Below are 23,340 nucleotides of genomic sequence, written 5' to 3'. Positions count from 1 at the left end.
GGTAAAGTATACGAGCTGTAAAACATGTCTTTTAGCGCGAAAAGTAATAAATGCGGCGGTTAACATAGTTGTAAAGACGCCTATTATCGCACTTCCAATAATTATAAACGGCGATTGTTCTGCCTGTTGTGCCAACGCTTGATAGTTTTGATTAGCAACATCCAAATTGAGTTGCCAAACCAAGGTTAATAAAATCGAACATGCGATGCTCACAAGTAAATACAACCCGCACGCCATCGCTAACACATTAAATTCTACTGATAGTCTTTTCATCTTTCATCCTTAGCAAGCACTTACTTGCCCCTTTGGTTAAATTTCAGATGAACCAATGCCTAATTTTCGCTTCAACTTGTATGCATGAAACATAAAATAAAGGGCAGAAAAGACCAATACAATTGACAAGCTATTCTTCAACACTTGAAACGTTTCACTATCAATTCGTTGCTCGTCATACGCGAAGAAAATGCCTACAAAACCAAACATGTGACAGGCAAATACAAACGCAAATTGAATATACATTCGCTTTAACTGTGAAGTGCGCTGTTTACTTCGTTTTTGTACTTGTTCGTCATCTATTTCCGCTGAAGACTCGCTTATTGATAAGTCACTAACACACAGTGATTGCACCGGTACCTCGTACACCGCCGCCAAGCATTTAATGCTTTCTTTCGATGCAACCGACTTTGCTTCAATTCTCTGTATTGTACGTAAACTTAAGCCAGAGAATTCCGACAACGCTTGTTGCGACCAACATCGAGATTCTCTGAGCGACTTCAAATGCGCAGCGTTTATTTTCAATTGTATATTTGGGCTTCCTTACTGGCTCAGTACTAACCTAGCAAGCAAGCGCAATCTCCGTGACGTTATTGTTCCGTAAGTCTTACGTTACCTTTACGTAACCAAACAATAAATTCAAGCAATAACTGTGGTTAGCAATAAGTAATATTCCGTTAAGCATTTTTACAAAATCTCATTAACGTTTATAAGTTATGTAATGTCAGTAAGTTATAATGGTTACCAAGGTGTAGTTTTTACGCCTATTGACACCACTCATAAACACATAACAAATAAAGCAATTTGCGAGGGAACGTGATCACACCAATAATAATTCTTATCTTGCTAACAAGCCCACTACTGTTTGGGTTTATTAAAGGGCAAGTAACTCGACAAGTAATAAACATTAAAGAATATGCGTCTATTGGGTTGGGCATCACTTTCGTTTTCTTTGCAGTTGGTCATATTGTAAAAACACACGGTATGGTTGAAATGTTGCCGCCTTGGGTTCCCCTGCGTTTACAATTAGTTTATGCCACTGGACTATTAGAATTTGCGGTTGGCATTGCACTTTTTACTACAAAGTACCGTGAGCTGGCAGCAAAACTCGCAATTGTTATTTTTATTGTGTTTTTCCGGCAAATATTTATGCAGCCTTCAACAGCATTGGTTTAGGTGGCCACCAATGGGGACCAATTTATTTACTTATTCGTGCGCCATTACAAATTATCCTCATTGCGTGGGCTTACTTTTTATGTGTTAAAACACACAGTTCAGTAACTATGCATGCAAGTGCAAATAGCTATTTAGAAAAATAACAATTTCACTATTATGCAAAAGGCGTACAACCTATTTGTACGCCTTTTGTGTCTGAGCAATGTTTATCTAAATAACAAGAGCTGAGATTAAAGCGGGTCGATTTTATAAACAAACACACCGATTATCGAAAACACAGCACGCTGAAATATTAAAACTAGTTGATTAAAAAGTTGATAATATTTACATCGTTAGATCAACAACTACTCTACCTTGCACCTTACCCGCCAATAAATCATTTGATACTTCGACTACTTGTGACAGTGAAATGGTCGTTGCGATATCTTTTAACATGGTGTCATCAATCAACTGCGCCAGTTTTTGCCAAGCAGCTTCACGATCTGGAATTGGCCGCATCACACTATCAATACCAAGCAAGTTCACACCACGTAAAATAAATGGCGCAACAGTTGCCGGAAAATCCATACCCTGTGCCAGTCCACATGCCGCGACTGACCCACCATACTCCATTTGAGCACATACATTTGCTAACGTATGACTACCTACCGAATCAATGGCACCCGCCCACAACGATTTCCCTAATGGGCGACCAGGCTCAGACAAAGTATTACGGTCGATAACATCCTTTGCACCCAACTTAATTAGGTATTCAGCCTCTGACACGCGCCCAGTTGAAGCAACCACGTGATAGCCCAATTTTGCTAACAATGAAATGGCAAAGCTGCCCACCCCGCCATTCGCGCCAGTTACTAAGATTTTACCAGAATCTGGAGTAATCCCTTGTTTTTCAAGCGCAATAATACATAACATCGCCGTATATCCAGCTGTGCCAATTGCCATCGCTTGAAAGGGTGTGATTTGTGGCGGCAAATGAATTAACCAATCACTTTTAACGCAGGCTCTTTGAGCAAGACCACCATGATATTGCTCGCCGACACCAAAGCCATTTAGCAATACCTTATCGCCCGTTTTAAACTTTTCACTGTCACTTTCGACCACAGTCCCCACTAAATCAATGCCTGGGATCAACGGAAACAGCCTAACAACAGGGCCTTTACCTGTAATGGCAAGCGCATCTTTGTAATTTAACGTGCTGTAGGCAACATCAACGACGACGTCACCACCTTGTAAAAAGCTCGGTTCAAGTTCTTGTAAGGCTGCACGATAACCTTGTTCATCTTTTTCAATTAGCACTGCTTTCATCGGTATTACCTCCAAATATAGACTGGTCGTCTATTAAATTATAAAAAATTTTATTTCAGCAACATTAAAAAGTGATTTAAATAACTATCAAGTGGTTTGGTCGACTGCGCTAATTTAGCCCGACTCACAGCGCCTTCCCAACCAACCCAGAAAAATTCAGCTAAGGCATGTGGATCTTTGCTTTTGTCGCAAAGCCCTTGCCGTTGCGCCTCTTTTAAACACACCGCCAGCTTATCTTGCCATTCGGTAAAAATAGCCAGCAGTAAAGCTCGAAACGTTTCAGGTAGCAGATCGACTTCTTGGCCTAAGTTACCTACGAGGCAACCACGCGTAAATTGATGCTTAACCATACCTTGTTTAGATAACGCGACAAACTGAATAATTCGCGTTACTGGATCAACCGAATGTTCAAGCAAACAGCCATCTAATCGCTTAGCAAAAAACCGAGCGTAATTGTCAATTACTGCCTTACCAAACGCCTCTTTACTGTCAAAGTAATAATAAAAAGAGCCTTTCGGTGTGCCTGTTTTTTTCAGGATCATATCAATGCCTGACGCCACAAAGCCAAACTCTGTAAAGTGCGCCAAACCACTTTGAATTAATTCAGCACGTGTGTCGAGGTGAGCTCGCTCACTTTTCTTCGGCCGTCCTCGCTTGCGAGGTTGTGGTGTTTTCTCTGTCATAAATCGATTATAGACCGACCGTCTAAAAAATAACAAGCATGCATTCGTAAAGTTATAAATATTAAAAATATACTCTTTAACAAAACCTTCTGAAAATTCATTTATAAAATAAGCGCCGAATTGACATTAAATGGCATTCAATTAAATTTTTTATACACAAAAAAAGGCGTACAACATATTTGTACGCCTTTGTTTTTAGTATTATTAGGGAATGTTACTTAAGCTTGTACTTCTGCACGCACTATCGCTGCGCCTTGGGCAAGGGCATTAAGTTTTGCTCGTGCAACATCACGCGACAACGGCGCTAAGCCGCAGTTAGTTGATGGATAAAGCTTATCTGCATCCACGTATTTCAGCGCTTCGCGCAACGTATTGGCGACTTCTTCTGGCGTTTCAATATCATCGGTCGCTACATCAATAGCCCCTACCATTACCTTTTTGCCACGAATAAGTGCAAGTAACTCAATTGGCACACGCGAGTTATGGCATTCAAGAGAGATGATATCAATATTCGATTGCTGTAATTTAGGAAATACTTCTTCGTATTGACGCCATTCTGAGCCTAAGGTTTTCTTCCAATCTGTATTTGCTTTAATGCCGTAACCGTAGCAAATATGCACTGCCGTTTCGCACTTTAAGCCCTCAATCGCGCGCTCTAAACACGCAATACCCCAGTCATTTACTTCATCAAAAAACACGTTAAACGCTGGCTCGTCAAACTGAATAATATTAACACCCGCAGCTTCGAGTTCTTTTGCTTCTTGATTAAGAATTTTGGCAAATTCCCACGCAAGTTTTTCACGGCTTTTATAATGATCGTCATACAAGGTATCGATCATTGTCATTGGGCCAGGCAATGCCCACTTAATTGGTTTGTCGGTTTGCGCGCGTAAAAATTTTGCATCTTCAACAAACACAGGGGCTTTTCTTGCCACGGGGCCGACCACCGTTGGTACGCTTGCATCATAACGATTACGAATGCGCACGGTTTTGCGATTTTCAAAATCAACACCATCAAGGTGTTCAATAAAGGTAGTTACAAAGTGCTGACGGGTTTGCTCACCATCGCTGACGATATCTACGCCAGCTTGTTGCTGTTCATGAAGTGATACTTTTAGTGCATCGTGTTTGCCATCAATAAGTGCGTCGCCGCTTAATTTCCATGGTGACCAAAGCACTTCTGGCTCTGCAAGCCAGCTTGGTTTTGGCAAGCTGCCCGCGGTCGATGTCGGTAATAATGTTTTCATAGTTAATGCTAATTCCGTTTTTTAAGCAGCAAAGTTTGCCGACCACTCTTCAAGTAGCGATTGATAAGGTTCAATAAAGTGCGTTTGTGCAAATTTACCTTGTTTAATTGCCAGTTGGCTGCGCTCTTCACGGTCGTAAACAATTTGCGTTAACGAGTGATCTTGATTCTTTAAGCTCGGTTGATAACAACTGCCTGCCGCTGCGTTAGCGTTATAAATTTCTGGACGATAGATTTTTTGGAATGTTTCCATTGTGCTTATCGTACTGATTAGCTCTAAATTGGTGTAATCATTTAGCAGGTCGCCAACAAAATAAAATGCTAACGGCGCTTGGCTATTTGGCGGCATAAAGTAACGCACCTGTAGGCCCATTTTTTTGAAATACTGCTCCGTTAATGACGATTCATTTGGCACATATTCGGTGCCTAACACTGGGTGCTGATTATCAGTTTGGAAGTAAGTTTTGTTATCCGAAACGCTTAAACAAATAACAGGTGGCTTGTTAAAGTTGTTTTTGTATACCTCTGAATTAATGAAACTTTTAAACAGTTTTCCGTGTAATTCGCCAAAATTTTCAGGAATACTAAACGATGGCTTGTCTTTGTTATGCTCAAGCAGTAACACGCTAAAATCATAATCGCGCACATACGAAGAAAAGTTATTACCAACAATGCCTTCAAAGCGCTGATTTGTTTCATGATCAATAATATTGGTTTTTAATACTTCAATTGACGGAAACGCCTCGCTACTACCCGCTATTTCCATATCTACCGAAATAATATCTAGCTCAACTGAGTAACGCTGGCCATTTTTGTTATCCCATTTAGCGCGCGCATTAAAGCTTGTGTTAATCATGGTTAATGCGTTGCGTAAGTTCTGTTGGCGGTTTTCACCTCGCGCCAAGTTCGCAAAGTTGGTTGTAATACGTGTGCTGTTTGATGGGTGATAGTTTTCGTCTAACGGAAAACGCTTAACAGTAAAAGTAAATTCGTTATTCATGGTGTACGTGTGTCCAATGTGTAAATTCAGTGTATTTCCATTTCACTTACTGCCGTTTTAAATCTGTATTACGGCTCACTTGCGGTGACTGAAAATAAGTTCACGTTAAAAGATGAGTAATTTATACGCGCTCAGTACCATGAAGAAAAACGGTTTTCTTTCACTTAAAACGTGAAGCATATTCATTTCTTAGAACTTCGCTTCGCACTTTTTACAACAAAAAAGCATACACCAGACAAAAGAAGTTAAGATATCTAGACATCCAAATAGCTAAATCAAATTTACTTCATGTTGAATGTGAATATTGCTCACGGCGTAGCTGCAGTTTATCTACCTGTAATTACACATAATATTGCTATACTTTTGCGCCTTTGTTGTAGGCATAAGCGAATCTAAAAGTTTCTGCTCCAACGCCAGCGACGATAAATCAACTATAAAAACGAGGCGATGGAATGAGTGAACTAATCGAACTATTTGTTTATTGTGCAGTGTTAGGCAGTGGCGTTGGCTTTCTTGCAGGCTTACTGGGAATTGGCGGCGGCTTAGTGATAGTGCCAATTTTAAGTATGATTTTGTTGCACTTTGCCGTGCTGCCCCAAGAGCAAATTGTGATCACCGCTGTTGCCACATCCCTTGCATCGATTTTGTTTACATCAACCTCATCTGCCATTGCCCACCATAAAAATGGCAATGTGCCTTGGCAGCTCGCGCCTTGGATTATGACAGGCGTTGCCTTAGGTGCGTTACTAAGTGGCTTTATGGCTGCACTGCTACCAGAAAAGGCCGTACGTTTAGTATTCGTTATCAGCGTTGTATTTATTGCCATAAAAATGATGTTTGGTAACACTCAAACTGATGACACAGCGCGTAAGCTGCCTAATAAAGGGCTACTGACTGTGCTTACCACACTTACTGGCGGCTTATCGGCAATGATTGGTATAGGTGGTGGCGCCGTACTTGTGCCGCTACTGACATTTTTTTCAGTGAATATGAAAAAAGCGATTGGTTGCGCGTCAGCGTGTGGCATTGTAATCGCACTGTTTGGCTCGGTTGGCTATATTGTGTCGGGAAGTGAACAGCTGAGTTTATCACAAGGTTTCGCTGGCTTTGTTTATTTGCCTGCACTATTTGGCATTGTGTGTACTTCGTGGTTTACCGCCCCACTTGGCGCTAAAGCAACTCACCACTTACCCGTTAGCACCATTAAAAAGATTTTTGCCGTGCTACTGGTGATCATGGCGGCAAACATGTTGCTACGTTAAGCTTAAACACTCAGGCTATTTATTCTCGCGCAGTTAAACATTGCGCGAGCATTTCATTTATACACTCCATTCTCAAAATTACTAAAATGCCAAAAGGTGATAGAATACAGCTCGCAATGAAGTGTGCTATTGCTTAGCTTCTTAATATGCACCCTTTTCTTATTTATTCTTTTGAGAACATATTACATGAGTTTTAAAACCCTTGGTCTTAACAACGCACTTCTAACTGCAATTGCAGAGCAAGGTTACGATACGCCTTCAGCTATTCAACGTGAAGCAATTCCAACTATTTTAAAACGCCAAGATGTAATAGCCATTGCCCAAACGGGTACCGGCAAAACAGCCGGATTTGTTCTTCCGGTATTGCAGTTAATTACCGAAAAAATAACAACAAAAAATGTACAAGCGTTAATAATTACGCCAACCCGCGAGCTCGCAGCACAAGTAGCCACCAGTGTGAGCAATTACAGTGCACACTTAAATGTAAGTTCATTGGCGGTGTTCGGTGGTGTGCGAATTGAGCCGCAAATAGCCGCACTTGAGCAAGGCGTTGATGTGTTAATTGCAACGCCCGGGCGCTTGCGCGATTTACATCAACAAAACGCTGTTTGTTTTGACCAGTTACACACTCTAGTACTCGATGAAGCCGACCGCATGTTAGATTTGGGCTTTATCGATGACATAAAAAAAATCAGCGAGTTATTACCGAATAAACGCCAAACGTTAATGTTTTCAGCAACCTTTACTGATCAGATTAAAACGCTCGCAAATACCATGTTACACGAGCCACAATTGATTGAAGTTGAAGCCGCGAATACAACGGTTGATAACATTAAGCAAACGCTTTATCACGTTGATAAAAATCAAAAAAGTAATGTATTAATTCACTTATTGTCAAAACATAACTGGCAGCAAGTATTGGTGTTTAGCCGCACCAAACAAGGTGCCGATACACTCGTAACCACATTAAAAGAAGCCGGTATAAGCGCAGAATCGATTCACGCTAATCGTACACAGCACGCCCGTACTGAGGCGCTTGCGGCATTTAAAAACAACGATATAAAGGTACTTGTTGCTACCGACATTGCCGCACGTGGTATTGATATTAACCACCTACCTTGCGTTATTAACTACGATTTACCTTATGTGGCGGAAGATTATGTGCATCGCATTGGCCGCACCGGACGTGCTGGCAAAAAAGGCGTGTCTATCTCGTTATTTAGCAGCGATGAAAGCAAGCAATTGAATGCTATTGAACGCCTTATCAATCGTAAGTTTGAACAACAGGTGGTCGCTGGGTTTATACCGAGTATTCAACGTGCCGAACAATTGTGGGGCGGGCAAGGCATTAGCAAGCCTAAAAAAGGCAAAACGGCAGGTAAAAAGTCCAAAACGAATCAGTTTTATGACGATGAATATGGCAATTTTGAACCTATGCCTGATACATCAAGCAAAAAGAAATCAAATAAACGTAAGCGCCGATAAGCAACATAAACTAAACCGCCTTTAAGATGTTTACAACTCTGAAGTAGGCTTTTTAAAAGAAGCGTGACATCTAACTATTTGCTAAATATGTGATCAGATACATCACTGCATAAACGAGTGCTAATAAGGCTCTCGTTTTCTTATAATATGACTCAGCATGGATAAATAAAGATGCTGTTATCATGATTAGCTGCGTCATTGAGTCAATATTAAAGTCTGCTTCTTACAGCAAATAACAGACGTTCAATTTTGCTCTATCAAAAATTAGTGTTGGCTTTTCACCTTTGCAAAAATGCAGGTTTAAGGAGAATTAGTCACCAGCGCGCCAAAATGGCACATATTTACCAAACCATTTTCACGTTGCTCGCGTCAAAAACTACTGATAACCTTCTAAAAATATTAAATAAAACGTTTTATTAGCCTGCGAGTTTAAGATTATGGATAACGTCCTTAAATCAAAATGCGCACTAATAAACTTAATATTTCATTAATTTTAATTGTTGCTTTAGCTTTTTTAGCCGAGTTGTCCTTAACTCCGGAAACAAATATTAGAGTAGATCTTTTATTAGTAGTACCGGTTTTATTCATTCACATTGTTGTTTATTTAATTTATACGTTCAGCATCAAAAATCGCGAAAGAAACATATAACAGAACAAATATGGAAGAGGTACAAAAAGAAAAAACCTATGTATAAATTAACAATAACCCTATCCAGTTTGTTCTTTGCATTTATTATCTGGATTATTTACCTAGCCAATACAGGGCAACATAGCATTTTCTTTGAGCTTGTTCGCTTAATTCCATATGGTGATAAGGTCGGGCATCTCGGGTTATTTGGCGTGCTCACATTACTTGCTAACCTTGCGACTAAGTTTAAGGTGTTCAAGTTAGGTAAAATCAAAATATTTTGGGGCACGGCGATTGTTTTTGTATTTGTGACGTTTGAAGAATTAAGTCAGCATTTTTTACCAACAAGAACGTTAGATATATTTGATTACACCGCTGATATGCTGGGCATTTTACTATTTACTTGGCTTTCTTCCATTTTAGCGAAGAGAAACCAAACAAAATGCAACTAATGACTATGCCAAGCGCTTTGTGACTATTAAATGAATTAAAGCTTCTAATTAATAGCCTCAGTTGATTCAATACTTAATCGACTATCGCAACACAACAAAAAACCGAAGCATTGTGCTTCGGTTTTTTGAGTGAGTAGCTCAGTAGTTTTAGTCACCAAGCCGAATGACTTAGCTGAAGTGCTTAGTCTTCGTTATCCATATCAAATTCATCGTCATGATCAAAATCGTCATCTTGTTCAATGCGAGATTGTCTTACCGCTGGCTTTGCTAAAATCTCAACGTAAAACGACGTTAAGTTTTCAACTTGCGTTTGGTCAATTAGCTTATTAATTTGCGATAAGTGAATTGGCTTTGCTTCTGCTTCTGTGTTGCCAAATTGACAATCAAAATCCCAATAGTCCGCGCCAGTTGGTAGCTTTTTATTACGCTCGCGCTTAATGTATTTTTTGATTTCATGTTTAACCGCGTCAACACGTCTTGCTAACTTAATTTTTGGGTGCGTTAATTCAAATGTTTTTTTCATGATTGCCTTCAGACAGAAATATTCTGCAGTGCTTTACCTACAAAATATATGGGTGTATTTATAAAGTGCGACAAACCTGCACCTATAAACAAAGATTATGGCTTATTTTACGTTAATTTAAATGCGGTGGCATTAACTAAGCTAAATTTACACTAAAAAAGTGCCCTATTCCCAAGGCCTGAGCACTACTCAATTAACTTATTAGCGTTACGGTTTAGTCGTTTGCAATGTGTTAACGTACGCAGCGCCCGATTGCTCACCGTTATCATCGCGATTAGGCGTTGCAATAACCGCATGCTGATCAGACATTGCAACGTTCCAGCCGAATTTATCGTGAGGAGCAGCGTTTTCCGCCACTATTTTCGATGAATACTGCCATGTATCGCCCGCTTTGTTGAAAACGTAAACTGCACCGGCGTTTTCACCACTGGCATCATGGTGCATTGCGCTAACAAGTGCGGTATTACCTTGTATTGCAACGCCTCGGCCAAATCTATCATCGGCTTTTAAATCGGGCGAGCGTAATTTTTGATGTTGGCGCCATTTGCCATTTTTCCGAACGAAAATATATGCAGAGCCTGCGTCTTTGCCAACTCCCTCAATGTCATCGCGACGCGCAGAAATAAGCGCGGTATCGCCAAATATCGCAACACGCACACCGAAAATGTCAGTATCGCCGCCATCAGATGCCACTAATTTAGCCTGTTGCTGCCAAGACACACCATTAAACTCAAACACATAAACGGCGCCAGCATTGTTGTTTTGTTGGTCATTTAAATCTGCGCCCACAAGCACTGTATTACCATCGATAGCAAGGCTAATACCAAACAGATCTCCCGCAGCCCCATCACTTGCGGTAAGTTTTACCTGAAATTGCCATGCATTATTAACTCGCTGGTAAACGTAAACCGCACCCGCATCTTTGGCGATGGCATCACTTTTTGGTGCGCCGATTACTAATATTTTTTCTGTGATCGCGATACTTTGCCCAAACGAGTCACCAGGCTTTGCGTCAAATGCGCCCAGCACTTGTGTTTGTTGCCAGTTATTATATACGCGTTCGAAGCTTATTACCGCGCCTGCATTTTCGCCTTTATCACTTCGACCAATTGCTCCTAAAAGCGCCATATTACCTTTTAATGCAACCTTACCACCCATGGTATCGTTGGAAAACGCAGGGCTTGCAATAAGCTTTTGTTGAAACTGCCAACCATTTGAGCCCAGTGAATAAATATATCCTGCACCACTATCTTGCGCGTTTTTACTATCCGCCTTATGCGCGCCGACTAAAATAGTGTTGCCATCAATCGCCACGCCGTAAGCAAAATTATCACCGTGTTTGCCATCGTACGCGAGCAGTTGCTGCTGATTAGCATGTACTTGGTTTATCATTACCGTAACTAAGAAGCTTAATCCGAATTTTACCTTGTGACTAACGCGCATAAATGTTCCTAATGGTTAGCGTTCATCAATATTGCTCTTTACTTTAAATGCTCTTAGTTTTAATTACGTGGTTGATATTGTAAGAAATTATTTATTTTTAACTAAAACCAGCGTCGTAACAAACACCTGAATAAGCGCCATCCCTTGTCGTGCTTGTTGTATTGAAAAGCGGCAGTAATGTGGTGATCCCCTTAATCTAACGCTTAGATTTTATTACTTTTATTGGTAATATAAACGCGTATACATCATGCAAGGATGACCGTGTATTTCGCCCATTGAGCGAACTGATAACAAGCGAAGTAACTAAACTGTTTTTAGCCTTCGCTACTCGCAGCGTTCAACTATATAAGCCAAAAGCTCAAAAATGAGTGGCGATAACAACGGCACCTTTGTTGAGAGTGATTCTCGGTTTTAATTATTTACTTACTGGCTAACGTTTAAAGGAAGAACGAATGCACACTCAAAGCCGCTTTCATTATATAGATAACCTGCGTTGTATCGCACTATTGCTCGGTATCGCATTTCATGCTGCGCTAGCGTATGGTCCTTACTTTCGAAATGTGTGGTTTACCGCCGACACGACTAATCATGTGTTATTTAACTACTTTGCTAATTGGTCTCACTTATTTCGCATGCCGTTGTTCTTTGTTATCGCTGGCTTTTGCGCCGCGTTACTGATCAGTAAACGTGGTAGTCGTCATTTTATAAAAAACCGCTTTAAACGCGTGTTACTACCTTTTTTCATCTTTATTCCACTTGTATTTGGCTTAACATTTCACGCCATTACGTGGGGATTGGGCTTTGCAAAAACCACACCCGCCGTATATGTGGTATTTGAACAAGTAAAAGACCTGCCAATTTCGACAGGCCATTTATGGTTTTTGTGGAATTTAATGCAGTTTTGCCTGCTGTTTTGGCTACTTGCTAAAAATCAAAAGGCGTATAACTTAGTACTCTCGTGGGTTGTAAAGCCGCTGTTTTTGTGCGCTTTACTGCCAACAATAATTACAATATCAATGCTTAACGTGGCTGTGCCGTTTCCACCGCCAGATAAACTGTACCCTGAGCTTTGGTCATTCGGCTTTTATGGTCTGCTATTTTTGGTAGGTGCCGGGCTTTTTGAACATAAAGATAAAATTGCACAAATCGCAAAGCAATTTCACTGGCTGTTATTGTTAGCAACCATATCTACCGTTGCCTATTTTTATGTATTGCCCCCTGCATTCACCATAGAGCAAGTTATTGACGCCGCCAAAACGGGTAGCTCAGCACCCAAAACGATTGCATTTGTGCCTGTTATTACGCAAACCATAGCCATTTTAAGCTTAACTGCGGTAGGTTTTATTGCAGGTTACAATTGGTTAAATGTTGCAAACAGTACAAGCCGTTATTTGTCTGACGCGTCGTATTGGCTTTACCTTATTCATGTACCAGTTTTGTTATACATTCAGTTTGCGCTTATTAACCTAGCGATCCCGGCTTTAGTAAAGTTTTTAGTGTCTATTTCGCTCACCATGATTATTGGGCTAATTACCTATCATTTTCTTGTTAGAAACACAGCCATTGGTGTTTTACTTAATGGCAAACGTATTCCTTTAACAAACAAAAGTGTACAAGCAGCGGCGTAAATAATCTGGGAGTAGTAACGAGTTATAGGTGGTACCAAGTAGCTTGTTTGCAGCATATATTTAGAGAATATAATTAAAAAAGCCAATTGAATCATTCAATTGGCTTTTTATTGCAATTGCGTTCGGATAGACGTGATAACTCATGCAACTTACACATGCTTATTCCGAGCACATAGGAACCGAGTTATTTTTCCACTTCGGTATCAGCGTAACCGCTGCCAATTGCACTAAATGGCATGTCGAGTTCAAGTTCTTCCACTTGTAAACCTAGCCATGCAGGAAACGTATTGCTGTTAGGGCCCGGTAACAAAGTGTATTCGTTTGCCCATGGGTAACGCTCTGTTGCAGCGATAATTTCTGGGATCAATTTTTTCGCTTTATCGCCGGTAATTGATAGAATTTTTTCGGGTTTGGCACCATACCAATAACGATCAGGAGTTTGAGTTGTGTACTTTTTGAGTGCTGGTAAGCCACGTTTTACACGCCAACCTACCACTTCATAAACGGTATATTCTTTTGCATTCTCAGGCTTTATCGCGACCCAAGTATGCACCGCAAACCAGCCGCGCCAACTAAACGCATCGGCACCATAAAATTCAATAACCGCATCATTAACTAGTATTGGATTAGGCGCGATACCCGCTGGCTCTCGGCTAGCTGTTCGCCAATTTGAATTGCTACAGCCGCTCAAAAAAGCGATAACAATAAATAATGTGATTAAACGTCGCATTGAATACCTCATTTTGTGTTGGATTTAATAATACGATCAACAAAACTGAATAGCTTGCAAAATACAGAGAAGTAACACGCTTAAACCTCAATAAACTTAAATTACGCTCTGCCGTGTTATTTCATCACCGATATTTTCCAAACATCACTTTATATGACCAAACATCACAAAGGGCAGGATCGCAGTTCCGATTCACCTATTCTTTAACTCAAGCAAAACACTTTACTCAAACAAAACTGAATAGGAAACATAGTATGAACACGTCAAACGCAATCGAACTTTTAATGGCAGCTGGTTTAACAACATTTGTAGTTGCAGGTTTAGTAACCGCTGGTATGACAACAGCAATCGTAACAGGTGCAGTAATTGGCAGCGCTTATTTATTAACTAAATAACCAATTAAAATTAAGAGATAATTCAAATGAATAATGCAAACACACTAGATATTTTGATGGTCGCGTCACTAAGCACCTTTGTAGTTGCAGGCTTAATTACCGCAGGTATGGCAAGTGCTATTGTAACCGGCGCAGCAATTGGCGGCATTTATATGCTAACAAAATAACCTTTAGGACAGCCTATGAAGCAAACAATAAAACTGTTTTACCATTATAAAAAACAATTAAAATAAGCCTTTCCAAATAACTGTGGAAAGGCTTTTTTGTTTAATTGGCTAATGTATTAAATTCATCCACTATTTTGTCAATTATCAGCTTCGGCTTTAGCACATCGTCTTTCAATTCTTTATCCGGAGTGACCGGTAACCCTTTTTGTGTGCCACTTGGTCTTACTAAATAAAAACGAGGTGTTACAGCTTTTAGTTTTGAATGCGGGAGCGTAAAAAATTGAATGCCACCAGTTTGCCACGAATAGCCCGCAGACTCTTCTCCCACAATTTCAGCAAAGCCAAAATCTTGCATGGTGTTAGCGAATAAAATAGCTGAAGAATACGTATAACCACCAACAACAACCGACACTTTACCGTTAAATTTTAACGGCTCATCTTTTACTGGTTGCTCAAAACGGTCAAACACTTTAGTAACAACTTCGCCTTCGGTTTCGCCTTCATCCATATATTTTGCAATGATTTTTTTAGTATATTTACTGGTGTGTTGATAAGGCTTGTTTGCGATGTATTTAACAATACCTTGTTTCCACATATCGTCATCGCCACCACCATTATTGCGAACATCAATAATTAAGTGCTGTATTTGCTTTTCTTTTAGTTGCTTAAAAACATTCTCAGTAAAACTGTAAAAGCGTGTTTTGTCTTGCCACCAAAACTCATCAATTGTTAAAAGTGCTTGTTGCTGATTTAAAATTTCAAACTTAAACGTTTGTTCGAATGTTTTGCTGTTGAATGATTTAGGTAAGATTTTAGCAGCTTGCATCTCAATCACTTGAAAAGACTTTCCTTCTTTAATTTCAAGCTTAAAATGCTCAGTTTTATTGACGAACAACCAGTAAAAAAGTGCAAATTTGTCTGATAATAAACGCTCATGGTGTTTTACGGTATCGCCATACATACGCGTAATTAAAGTATTATAAATAGCATTAATTGGCTGATCATTAATGCTAATAAGCTCAGATTGAGCAAACGATGTTTCACTGCCGCCAAGTAAGCTTGCAAGATACACTTTTCCTTTGTTAACAGTCACTTCGAAAGGAAATAACCCTTCTTTTTTAATCACTTCTTTGGCGAGCCCTTTTTGGCTACGCGTAAAAACCAACATATGCGCATCGTTAAACTGACTATTAAATTGTGCAAATTGTGATAAAAAGTCGTTTACACGCATTGGTTTGGTGATGGACTGTTTAAAGGCGGTAAGGGAATGTTCAAATGCCGTTGTGTTTTTAATTCGAATACTTAAATCGGGGTGAGTGTTATTTACAAACTCTTGCCAAGCATTTATATCCTCTTTCATCTGCGCTGGCGTTAACATGTTTTGCAAGTTCTGCGTGTGTTCACTCGCCAACGCACTGTGAGCCATAAAAGCAAAAATATACAGCAATACTAATATTAAGCGCTTAATAATCATCTTCTTCCATTATTGTTTTTATTTGAGACCTTGTATTAGACGAAGCTTTTATTGAAAAGGTTTAAGCAAGATCAATTTTTTTAATTACGTTTTTTATTACCAACTAATACGTCAAAAAACTTATCGCTGTATGACCCAAACCATCATTGCATTCGTTCTAGCATTAGGCATTCGACCGTGTCATCATTAATAAAAAAACAATAATAACAAATACAATGACACCAGCTCAGCGAGATCCACTGCTTGATATTTTTCGCGGATTTGCCATTTTCGGCATCTTTTTTATTAATATCACAATCATGAATTGCTTATTTATCAACCAAGATGCCTTTTCAAGTCAATTCCAAGATACCACGAGTGAGGTTGTAAATCGGGTATTACAACTCTTTTTTTACAATAAGTTCTTCCCTATTTTTTCGTTTTTATTTGGTTTTGGTATCACTTCGCAGATCATCAAAAAGCAGTTAAATAACAAGCCGTATTTAGGCTTTTTCACACGAAGAATGGCTGCGTTGTTCGTCATTGGCATGCTGCATATATCCTTGTTTTGGTCAGGAGACGTATTACATTTATACGCTGTTTTAGGGTTGCTTAGTTTAGCTATGGTCAGGCTAAATGTACGCGTTTTATTTTTGATTGGCGTTGGTTTGTTAGTCTTTCCATTTTATGACAACCTTGCTGAATTATTTCTCAAAAGCCTAGCTACACCTCTCGATAAAGGTTTATTAGCGTATGGTGAACAAGGGATTATTATCGCGCTGCGTGAAGGCACATACTTTGAGACAATACAACTTCGTTTTCATGAATATATGGCAAACCTGCCTATGTTATTGTTTTACCTTGCGCCAATGGCATTTGCGATGTTTACATTAGGTATTGCTGCTGGCAAAAGTACGCTTATATTAGGTTCAAAACAATGGCTAGCCTATTTTAAAAAACCAACAATTTTTGCATTAGTTTTAACAAGTATTTACCGTGCAGTTTTCCTTTTTTGGTTACCGGAAAGCGAGCTTTATCGCCACGAGTTACTAAGACCCCTATGGTTTAAATTAATGTTTTTAAGTGATATTACCTTTGGCCTTTGTTACCTGTGGGCAATTGCTTGGCTTTGGCACCACGGTTTTATAAAAAAACTGTTGATGCATTTTAGCTATGTTGGTCGTCTTGCACTAAGTAATTACATTCTTCACAGTGTAATTGGCTTGTTTTTATTCACAAATTTAGGGCTTTCGCTTTACCAAAAACTTAGCCCGCTGATGTGTTTTGTTATTGCACTAATGAGCTTTGTTTTACAGTCTCTGCTAAGTAAATGGTGGCTAACACATTTTCAATATGGGCCATTAGAATGGGCTTGGCGCTGCATTACTTATAAACAAAAAATGCCGTTTAGGCGGGTCGCCTGCTAAAAGCGTCTCATTATTAAAATATATAACAGTGTTGGGGTCTAGTTTGACCCCTTTTACGTTTTAAAAGTAACGCTTATTAAAAACCAAAATTTGTTTAGTTACTCGTCTTTTTCGTACTGTTTTAGTACAGCCAACATATCTTCTGAAATAGGTGATTTTTGCCCTGTTTTCATATTAAACATCACTACATTGGCATAGCCTGTGGTGCAAATAGCCTGCTGTGATTCACTGAACGCTTCATAGCGCATAGTAAAACGGTCACTTTTAATATCGGTAATATATGAACCAATATACAAGGTATCAGGAAAGGTCACTGGGCGTTTGTATTGCGCATAGGTATCGCGTAATACAGGGCTGCTGGTAGGGTCCGACAACACAGAAAGCAAACCAGTTTGTGTTAAAAAGTCGATTCGTGCTGTTTCAAAATAACGAAAATAAGACACATTATTTACATGCCCTAACGCATCCATTTCGCCCCAAACAACGTTAATTTTAGTGTGAATTGGATACTTTTCGAAAAATTCCTGCATGGCTTTGCCTTTATAGTTATTAGTGTTTTGAGATTAACAACTCACTTGTCGGACCACAAGTTTTTAAGACTACTTAGTATGGGTTTTACATAGCGGCAAGGTGCGCATCACACGTAATTTAGAGCGGCTACCATGTTAAACAATAAGTAATGACACCAACAAAGCCCCCCTAAACATACTCGCGCTATTTATTGTCCTTTAGAGCATGTTGAGCTTTACCTTCTAATCTAAAGAATAAATACTTTGGTCATCAGTTAAATGCCTATCGTCCCAATCCCCTATTAACTTGTGGGTTATGTAAGTACATTTGCGGGCTAGAGTTAATACTTTAAATAGGAACAAGGATGCGTGACGCAATTATTTTATTAACCATAATGCTGTTAGTCGGCTGTGGCGGATCATCAAGCAAAAAACCACCTCAGGTTGTTAACAGCGCCCCTCAACTGACACTTGAATCTGCATACACTGCACAAAGCGGTGCAATACTTACCATTGAACATCAAGTAGCTGATCCTGAAGATGACACGGTTTCATTAACTTGGTCGAACGACATTAACCAAGTTACTATCACTCAATCAACACTTGCAATAACCAGCGTTCAATTACCAACTGTAACAACAGAAACCACATTAACGTTAACTTTAACGGCGCGAGACGATAAAAATGCATCAACTAGTCAGGATGTTACGGTCACAATAAAGCCTAAATCTGCGCAAGTAACGTTTGACTTACTTGATGCGTATTCTGCTAAAGAAAACAGTTATTTTGAGCTAACGACACAAATCGAAGCGAATCATGTTATTTCAGACATTTCATGGCAGCTAGATGAACCACTTAATGCAGATGTAAATGTACAAAATTCATTAAATGGCACTTTGGCCACATCCTCATTAACACTATTAACGCCCTACGTAACTCAAACACAATCGTTTAATGCCATTATATCGGTTACTGCCAATGGTCAGCTCTCACAAAGGCACACACGTATTACAATCAACCCAGACACCTCAGACTTTTTGTCGATATCACTACCCGAGCGCTACGATGTTGATGAAGGCAAAGACGCCAGCATTAGCGTGACGATAAATTCAAGTGACAGCCAATCTGAAATTCAGTGGCGCTGGCACAATAGTGAAATTGCGCTTACCAGTGACGATTCAAAAACGGTATCGTTTAAAGCGCCTCAAGTTGATAGCGACCAAACGCTAATACTTGAAGTAAGTGTAACAAGTGCAAACCAAACACACATTGCAGAGATACCTGTAACAATCAAAGATGTTACTGTCTATTCAAACATTAGCTTGGCTGCAAATCGTACTTTAGCGGTAAAAGGGCATGCGGTTTTTATTGATGTAATAACAGAAAATCCAGAGCAAATTTCTAGCATTGATTGGACTGTAAATAACCTTACTGAACAAGATTATAGCGCCAAAGATCATCGCCTAAACATTACTGTACCTGAAATAAGCAGTGGTTTTTTTATTGATTTAGAAGCACAGGCAACGCTCACTTTAACCAATGGCAGTCAGCAAACCTTAACTCAATCTATCCGCGTATTAAATCCCTACACATTAGATACCGAGTTAAGCATCGGGCATAATATCGACCGCCCCTTGCCGGTATATAACGGCGAAACGAGTAATTTCACATTGAGTGTATCAAATGCGTATGATTTGATTGATTCAGTAGCCATTGACTTACCGTTCACCGTAACGCCATTTGCAACAAAAAATGCCAAGTTAGTTAACAACACAATTCAGCTGGCACTGCTATCAGATAACATCGCCACTGAAGCAGAAACCACGTTGCAAGTTACTGCATTTGTGGGCGACTACCAAGTAAATGATTACTTTAAGCTAAGACTAAAGCCATCCCATTTTACCATTTACCCTGGGTTAACCGAGCAGTTTTACGCAGGCTCTCACATAAAATTATTCAACCAAATTTACCATGATGATACCTTGCGTGAAGAAACCGCCCAGTGGCAAACTCACACATCGATTGGTGATATTGTGCAATCAGATAGTGGCGAATTTAGCTACGCAAGTTCACCGTCGTTTCACGGTGAAATCAGCCTTAACGCCTCATTTAATCAAAATGAGTCAACAACGCAAAGCGACAAATTCATTAATATGTATCGCACACTAAGAATTGATAAGGACGATATTAGTTGCTCCGTGAGTGGTCGCAGTATTGTGTGTGTTTATGATGGCCGTACTATCAGGTTTACCCTTGATACTGCACAACTCCGACAACTAAAATTGAATGACGAAGTTGCCTGTTTACTCACACAAAATAGTGCTGTGGAATGTATTGGTAATTCTGCAAATCCAATTGTTAGCAACACTCCTACGCTATCGGGCGAAATTGAACGCCTAAATATGGTTGGAAATAACGCGGCGTGTGTGCAATTTAAAAACGCTCAGTGGCAATGTTGGGGTCAAAATGCAGCTAATATTACTTCAGTAACAAACGCTTTTTCTCATGTGTATACGATTACACAACATAAACAGAATACCTGTTTAGTAGCTGATGGCTTTTTACATTGTTTTGATCAAGTTGGCGAGCAAAGCTTTAATGATTTAACGGGCTTTATTAAAGACATTGAGATTAAGAACAGCGGCTTGTGCTACCAATATACTCACCAAAAAACGTCTTCTTGGCAGTGCCCAAGCGAGCTTAAATAACCATTTAAAAAGCGGCTTAAATGCCGCTTTTTCTGTTAATTACACAATAGGTATATTCATTTAAGGCAACAATAAAGGTTTATTCACCTACAGGTGCCTTTTACGTGCGGTACAGCACTTTAATGATATGCCAACCAAACTTGGTTTTAACTAATTGTGGAGTGAGCACTTCGCAAGAGAAGCACACTTTATCAAATTGAGGCACCATAGTGCCGCGTTTAAACTCTCCTAAATCACCACCCTTTTTACCCGACGGGCAATTAGAATACTTCTTTGCCAAAGTTTGAAACTTTGCCCCTTTTTTTAACTGCTTGAGAATATCTTCTGCTTGCTCTTTATGCTTTACCAAAATGTGTAAAGCATGTGCTGTACTTGCCATTGTGCTTAATTCTCACTTTTAATGTTACTGCGCTATTGATAGCGTAATAATACACGAATACAGGCCAAAACAAGAAGCAATGGCACAAAGCAAGCATCGAATCCCTGCCCGTATCGGTCTTTTACCCGCTTAAATTACGCTGATCTGTTACAATTAATTATCAAACCGAGATACTTTGTCCTAAGCTCAAAGAATGTGGATAAAAAGGCGAGATTTATGGATATAAAACGCGCAAAACTAACGAAAAACTATGTTGTTTTTATCTACCTTATACTGCTAACAATAAGTGGATTGTCAAGCAATGCTATCGCTAACTCTCTTTCTATTTCAGTTGGTTGGAACAAACCACCTTATGTAATTGAAGAGAGGAACTCTGGCTTTGAACTCGATATGGTTTCAGCAATATTTGCTAATATGGGTTATTCTGTCAGCTACGTGTATGTGCCATTTGGCCGCTCAAACACACTCATTAAAGTAAAAAAAGTAGACGCCGCATTAACAATGAACGAGCACATGGATATAGAAGGCTTAGTGCTTAGCGAGCCCTATATTTCATATCAAAATGCGGCCATCAGTTTGAAAGGACGCAGTATTGAAATAGACTCAATATCCGATCTAAAAAACCATTCTATTGTTGCATTTCAAAACGCGTCGGTAGTTCTTGGTAATGAATATCGAAAAGCCGCCAAAAAGAGCCCTCTGTACTTAGAACTACCCAATCAGCGAAAACAAGTTGAAATGCTGTTAAAAGGCAAAGTCGATTTTGTAGTTATGGACATCAATATTTTTAACTATTTAAGCAATGAGCTAATTGGCAGTTCACATATGGCAAACGTGGTCATTCATCGATTATTTCCAAAAACGACTTATCACATTGCCTTTACTGATGAAAAACTTATGCTTGCTTTCAATAGTGCAATGAGTACCTATAAACAAACAAAAGAGTACAAGAATCTTGTCGCGAAATATGAGTTTCTGTATTAAGCCATGTTCTCAAACACGATACAACTGAAACTGAACAATCAGACTCATATCGGTACTTTTTATTACGCGAGCTAACGATACGCACTTTTCGCCGTAAGTAGCGGGGTAATCTCACCCTTTGCAACTACCAATACCTGATTTTTTAACCCGCTATGTGCGAAATCTCGCTGCTGGCACGTCATGAAAATAGGCGTCGGTAACTTAAACGATAATGTCGATGTAAGAATAATTATTGACTGAAGTTACGTAGTTACAGACATAAAACTGGCATTCCAATAAAGTCATAGTAAGCGGGCAAAAAGTAAAATTGTATTACGTTTAGCCAAAATGATAGCGCCGACTAAAACACCGCTCGTTATTCTGCTCTCATCACGTAATAAGTTGGCGCTGTTGAACTTTTCTTTTCAAAAAGGCAATATCCTCTCAGTATAAAATGCGTACTTCTGCTATTGATATGCGTGTTACATAAGCCTATGTATTAGTAACGGATGACAATACAATGCGAACAAAAATACCAAGCGCTTACAGATATTTACTGGCCTCAGCTTTAATATTATTTTCATTGATTTGTCAGGCAGAAACGAGTGTAAGTGATAACTCGCACACAAACTGTAGCACTAAAAATATTGGATTTAGTGCCGAGCCAAACTCCCTCACAGCAAATTCACTCGAGGGATTCTATGGCTATTCAGATCTTTTCTATTTACCCAACAGTCCATCTCGAAAAGTTGTGTTAGTTTCTAACGGACAAAAATTCCAAACCGAACAAGGTATGTTAGATGATATTGAGGCAATGGTTTCAGTGGAAAAGTACAAAAATCATTGCGAAAAAATTGAAATTATCATCGTTAGAGCAAGGTATTTCGAATCTGGATTAGAGTTAATTCGTGAGCTTGCATATTTATATGTAAATACCCATACCACGCCTTTTCACTACATTGGCGCATATGATTTTGTGATTGGCGACGATAACGAATACCAGATGCTGATGCAAAATACGGCGTTACTACCCGATGATTTAAAAGATATTTTTTCAACGCTTGATTTAACCCTGAAAAATAGTGGGTTACAGCTGCGCATTACCAACTTTTTAAACACCAAAACCGAGGTTAAGGTGTACCCAATCAAATAAAACCTCCTATCACCAAACGTCATTACTATCATAAGCAACACGCTACGGCTCAAATTAAACATACTCATTGCGTTTGCTAACAAGTGCCAAGCACCAAAAACTTACGACTTACGAAGTCTTTCATTTAGGTATAAGCAACTCCAATACCATCAAAGTACACCAAGTATATTGTTCACTAACAGCATTTATATAACAGAGTGAAGCTGCTATTCAACTTTGATATTTATAATCTTTTTATCCTATTTAAATCAAAATTAGGGTGGAATTAGCTTGTAAATAGATAGCATTCAAATAGTATAGAAAATACACAACCCGTCTTTTTCGGGCATATCGTTATAGCGCAGTATAAGGT

23 protein-coding genes are annotated in these 23,340 nt (G+C 39.4%); 11 read left to right on the top strand and 12 right to left on the bottom strand.

Features of this window, described 5'->3' with window-relative positions; genetic code table 11:
- A partial coding sequence (locus ACHSBP_RS19850) for a hypothetical protein (protein ID WP_395390241.1) occupies positions 1-273 on the bottom strand: 273 nt, incomplete at its 3' end.
- A gap of 36 nt (positions 274-309) precedes the next feature.
- Positions 310-798, bottom strand: a complete 489-nt coding sequence (locus ACHSBP_RS19845; protein WP_395390240.1) for a helix-turn-helix domain-containing protein — start codon at positions 796-798, stop codon at positions 310-312.
- Between the two features lie 291 nt (positions 799-1,089).
- Between ACHSBP_RS19845 and ACHSBP_RS19840 the strand changes: the two genes are divergently transcribed.
- Positions 1,090-1,449 (top strand): hypothetical protein, encoded by a 360-nt coding sequence (locus ACHSBP_RS19840; protein WP_395390239.1) that lies wholly within the window; start codon positions 1,090-1,092, stop codon positions 1,447-1,449.
- A gap of 324 nt (positions 1,450-1,773) precedes the next feature.
- Here ACHSBP_RS19840 and ACHSBP_RS19835 read toward each other — a convergent pair whose 3' ends face one another.
- The 4 genes from ACHSBP_RS19835 to ACHSBP_RS19820 form a co-directional block, all read right to left on the bottom strand.
- Complete coding sequence (locus ACHSBP_RS19835; protein ID WP_395390238.1) at positions 1,774-2,754, bottom strand: MDR family oxidoreductase; 981 nt, start codon at positions 2,752-2,754, stop codon at positions 1,774-1,776.
- Between the two features lie 50 nt (positions 2,755-2,804).
- On the bottom strand, positions 2,805-3,437 hold the full coding sequence (locus ACHSBP_RS19830) for a TetR/AcrR family transcriptional regulator (RefSeq protein WP_395390237.1): 633 nt from the start codon (positions 3,435-3,437) through the stop codon (positions 2,805-2,807).
- A gap of 218 nt (positions 3,438-3,655) precedes the next feature.
- Positions 3,656-4,684, bottom strand: coding sequence for a methionine synthase (locus tag ACHSBP_RS19825; RefSeq protein WP_395390236.1), 1,029 nt, complete (start codon positions 4,682-4,684; stop codon positions 3,656-3,658).
- Positions 4,685-4,705: 21 nt separating this feature from the next.
- The gene (locus ACHSBP_RS19820; RefSeq protein ID WP_395390235.1) at positions 4,706-5,683 is read right to left on the bottom strand and encodes a DUF1852 domain-containing protein; all 978 of its coding nucleotides are present in this window, start codon (positions 5,681-5,683) and stop codon (positions 4,706-4,708) included.
- A 452-nt stretch (positions 5,684-6,135) separates the two neighbouring features.
- Here ACHSBP_RS19820 and ACHSBP_RS19815 point away from each other — a divergent pair, with 452 nt between their 5' ends.
- The 3 genes from ACHSBP_RS19815 to ACHSBP_RS19805 all read left to right on the top strand — a co-directional run bounded on the left by ACHSBP_RS19815 (position 6,136) and on the right by ACHSBP_RS19805 (position 9,510).
- Positions 6,136-6,945, top strand: a complete 810-nt coding sequence (locus tag ACHSBP_RS19815) for a sulfite exporter TauE/SafE family protein (protein WP_010558746.1) — start codon at positions 6,136-6,138, stop codon at positions 6,943-6,945.
- A gap of 186 nt (positions 6,946-7,131) precedes the next feature.
- Positions 7,132-8,430 (top strand): DEAD/DEAH box helicase, encoded by a 1,299-nt coding sequence (locus ACHSBP_RS19810; RefSeq protein WP_010558745.1) that lies wholly within the window; start codon positions 7,132-7,134, stop codon positions 8,428-8,430.
- Positions 8,431-9,117: 687 nt separating this feature from the next.
- Positions 9,118-9,510: a VanZ family protein gene (locus tag ACHSBP_RS19805; protein WP_010558743.1), complete on the top strand. Its 393-nt coding sequence runs from the start codon at positions 9,118-9,120 to the stop codon at positions 9,508-9,510.
- 181 nt (positions 9,511-9,691) lie between these two features.
- On the opposite strand, the gene ACHSBP_RS19800 is transcribed toward ACHSBP_RS19805, so the two are convergent.
- Together ACHSBP_RS19800 and ACHSBP_RS19795 are read right to left on the bottom strand one after the other, a co-directional pair.
- Positions 9,692-10,033 carry a DUF6172 family protein gene (locus ACHSBP_RS19800; RefSeq protein WP_010558742.1) on the bottom strand — a complete coding sequence of 114 codons (342 nt, stop codon included), beginning with the start codon at positions 10,031-10,033 and terminating at the stop codon, positions 9,692-9,694.
- A gap of 207 nt (positions 10,034-10,240) precedes the next feature.
- Complete coding sequence (locus tag ACHSBP_RS19795; protein ID WP_395390234.1) at positions 10,241-11,476, bottom strand: FG-GAP repeat protein; 1,236 nt, start codon at positions 11,474-11,476, stop codon at positions 10,241-10,243.
- A 452-nt stretch (positions 11,477-11,928) separates the two neighbouring features.
- Between ACHSBP_RS19795 and ACHSBP_RS19790 the strand changes: the two genes are divergently transcribed.
- Positions 11,929-13,104, top strand: coding sequence for an acyltransferase family protein (locus ACHSBP_RS19790; protein WP_010558740.1), 1,176 nt, complete (start codon positions 11,929-11,931; stop codon positions 13,102-13,104).
- A gap of 184 nt (positions 13,105-13,288) precedes the next feature.
- Here ACHSBP_RS19790 and ACHSBP_RS19785 read toward each other — a convergent pair whose 3' ends face one another.
- On the bottom strand, positions 13,289-13,834 hold the full coding sequence (locus tag ACHSBP_RS19785) for a DUF3750 domain-containing protein (RefSeq protein WP_010558739.1): 546 nt from the start codon (positions 13,832-13,834) through the stop codon (positions 13,289-13,291).
- A gap of 254 nt (positions 13,835-14,088) precedes the next feature.
- On the opposite strand from ACHSBP_RS19785, the gene ACHSBP_RS19780 reads away from it, so the two are divergent.
- Positions 14,089-14,229 (top strand): hypothetical protein, encoded by a 141-nt coding sequence (locus ACHSBP_RS19780; RefSeq protein WP_169922588.1) that lies wholly within the window; start codon positions 14,089-14,091, stop codon positions 14,227-14,229.
- 26 nt (positions 14,230-14,255) lie between these two features.
- Positions 14,256-14,396: a hypothetical protein gene (locus ACHSBP_RS19775; RefSeq protein ID WP_158523474.1), complete on the top strand. Its 141-nt coding sequence runs from the start codon at positions 14,256-14,258 to the stop codon at positions 14,394-14,396.
- A 100-nt stretch (positions 14,397-14,496) separates the two neighbouring features.
- Here the strand turns inward: ACHSBP_RS19775 and ACHSBP_RS19770 are convergent, their stop codons facing one another.
- Positions 14,497-15,870, bottom strand: coding sequence for a S41 family peptidase (locus ACHSBP_RS19770; protein WP_010558738.1), 1,374 nt, complete (start codon positions 15,868-15,870; stop codon positions 14,497-14,499).
- 215 nt (positions 15,871-16,085) lie between these two features.
- Here ACHSBP_RS19770 and ACHSBP_RS19765 point away from each other — a divergent pair, with 215 nt between their 5' ends.
- Complete coding sequence (locus ACHSBP_RS19765; RefSeq protein WP_395390233.1) at positions 16,086-17,276, top strand: DUF418 domain-containing protein; 1,191 nt, start codon at positions 16,086-16,088, stop codon at positions 17,274-17,276.
- Between the two features lie 98 nt (positions 17,277-17,374).
- Here ACHSBP_RS19765 and ACHSBP_RS19760 read toward each other — a convergent pair whose 3' ends face one another.
- Entirely contained in the window at positions 17,375-17,806 is a 432-nt protein-coding gene (locus ACHSBP_RS19760; protein ID WP_054979611.1) for a thioesterase family protein, read from the bottom strand.
- 344 nt (positions 17,807-18,150) lie between these two features.
- On the opposite strand from ACHSBP_RS19760, the gene ACHSBP_RS19755 reads away from it, so the two are divergent.
- The gene (locus ACHSBP_RS19755; protein ID WP_395390232.1) at positions 18,151-20,493 is read left to right on the top strand and encodes a hypothetical protein; all 2,343 of its coding nucleotides are present in this window, start codon (positions 18,151-18,153) and stop codon (positions 20,491-20,493) included.
- Positions 20,494-20,593: 100 nt separating this feature from the next.
- Here ACHSBP_RS19755 and ppiC read toward each other — a convergent pair whose 3' ends face one another.
- Positions 20,594-20,872 carry a peptidylprolyl isomerase PpiC gene (gene ppiC / locus ACHSBP_RS19750; protein WP_010558734.1) on the bottom strand — a complete coding sequence of 93 codons (279 nt, stop codon included), beginning with the start codon at positions 20,870-20,872 and terminating at the stop codon, positions 20,594-20,596.
- A gap of 216 nt (positions 20,873-21,088) precedes the next feature.
- Between ppiC and ACHSBP_RS19745 the strand changes: the two genes are divergently transcribed.
- Both ACHSBP_RS19745 and ACHSBP_RS19740 read left to right on the top strand, forming a co-directional pair.
- A complete protein-coding gene (locus ACHSBP_RS19745) occupies positions 21,089-21,856 on the top strand; it encodes a substrate-binding periplasmic protein (protein ID WP_395390231.1) in 768 nt (255 codons plus the stop codon).
- 499 nt (positions 21,857-22,355) lie between these two features.
- Positions 22,356-22,988 (top strand): hypothetical protein, encoded by a 633-nt coding sequence (locus ACHSBP_RS19740; RefSeq protein ID WP_010558732.1) that lies wholly within the window; start codon positions 22,356-22,358, stop codon positions 22,986-22,988.
- The last annotated feature ends 352 nt before the right edge of the window (positions 22,989-23,340 follow it).

The sequence above is a fragment of the Pseudoalteromonas sp. XMcav1-K genome (assembly GCF_044005875.1).
Taxonomy (GTDB): domain Bacteria; phylum Pseudomonadota; class Gammaproteobacteria; order Enterobacterales; family Alteromonadaceae; genus Pseudoalteromonas; species Pseudoalteromonas spongiae.
The sequence above is the reverse complement of the archived record's forward strand: the minus strand, read 5'-3'. Positions and strand labels throughout refer to the sequence as shown.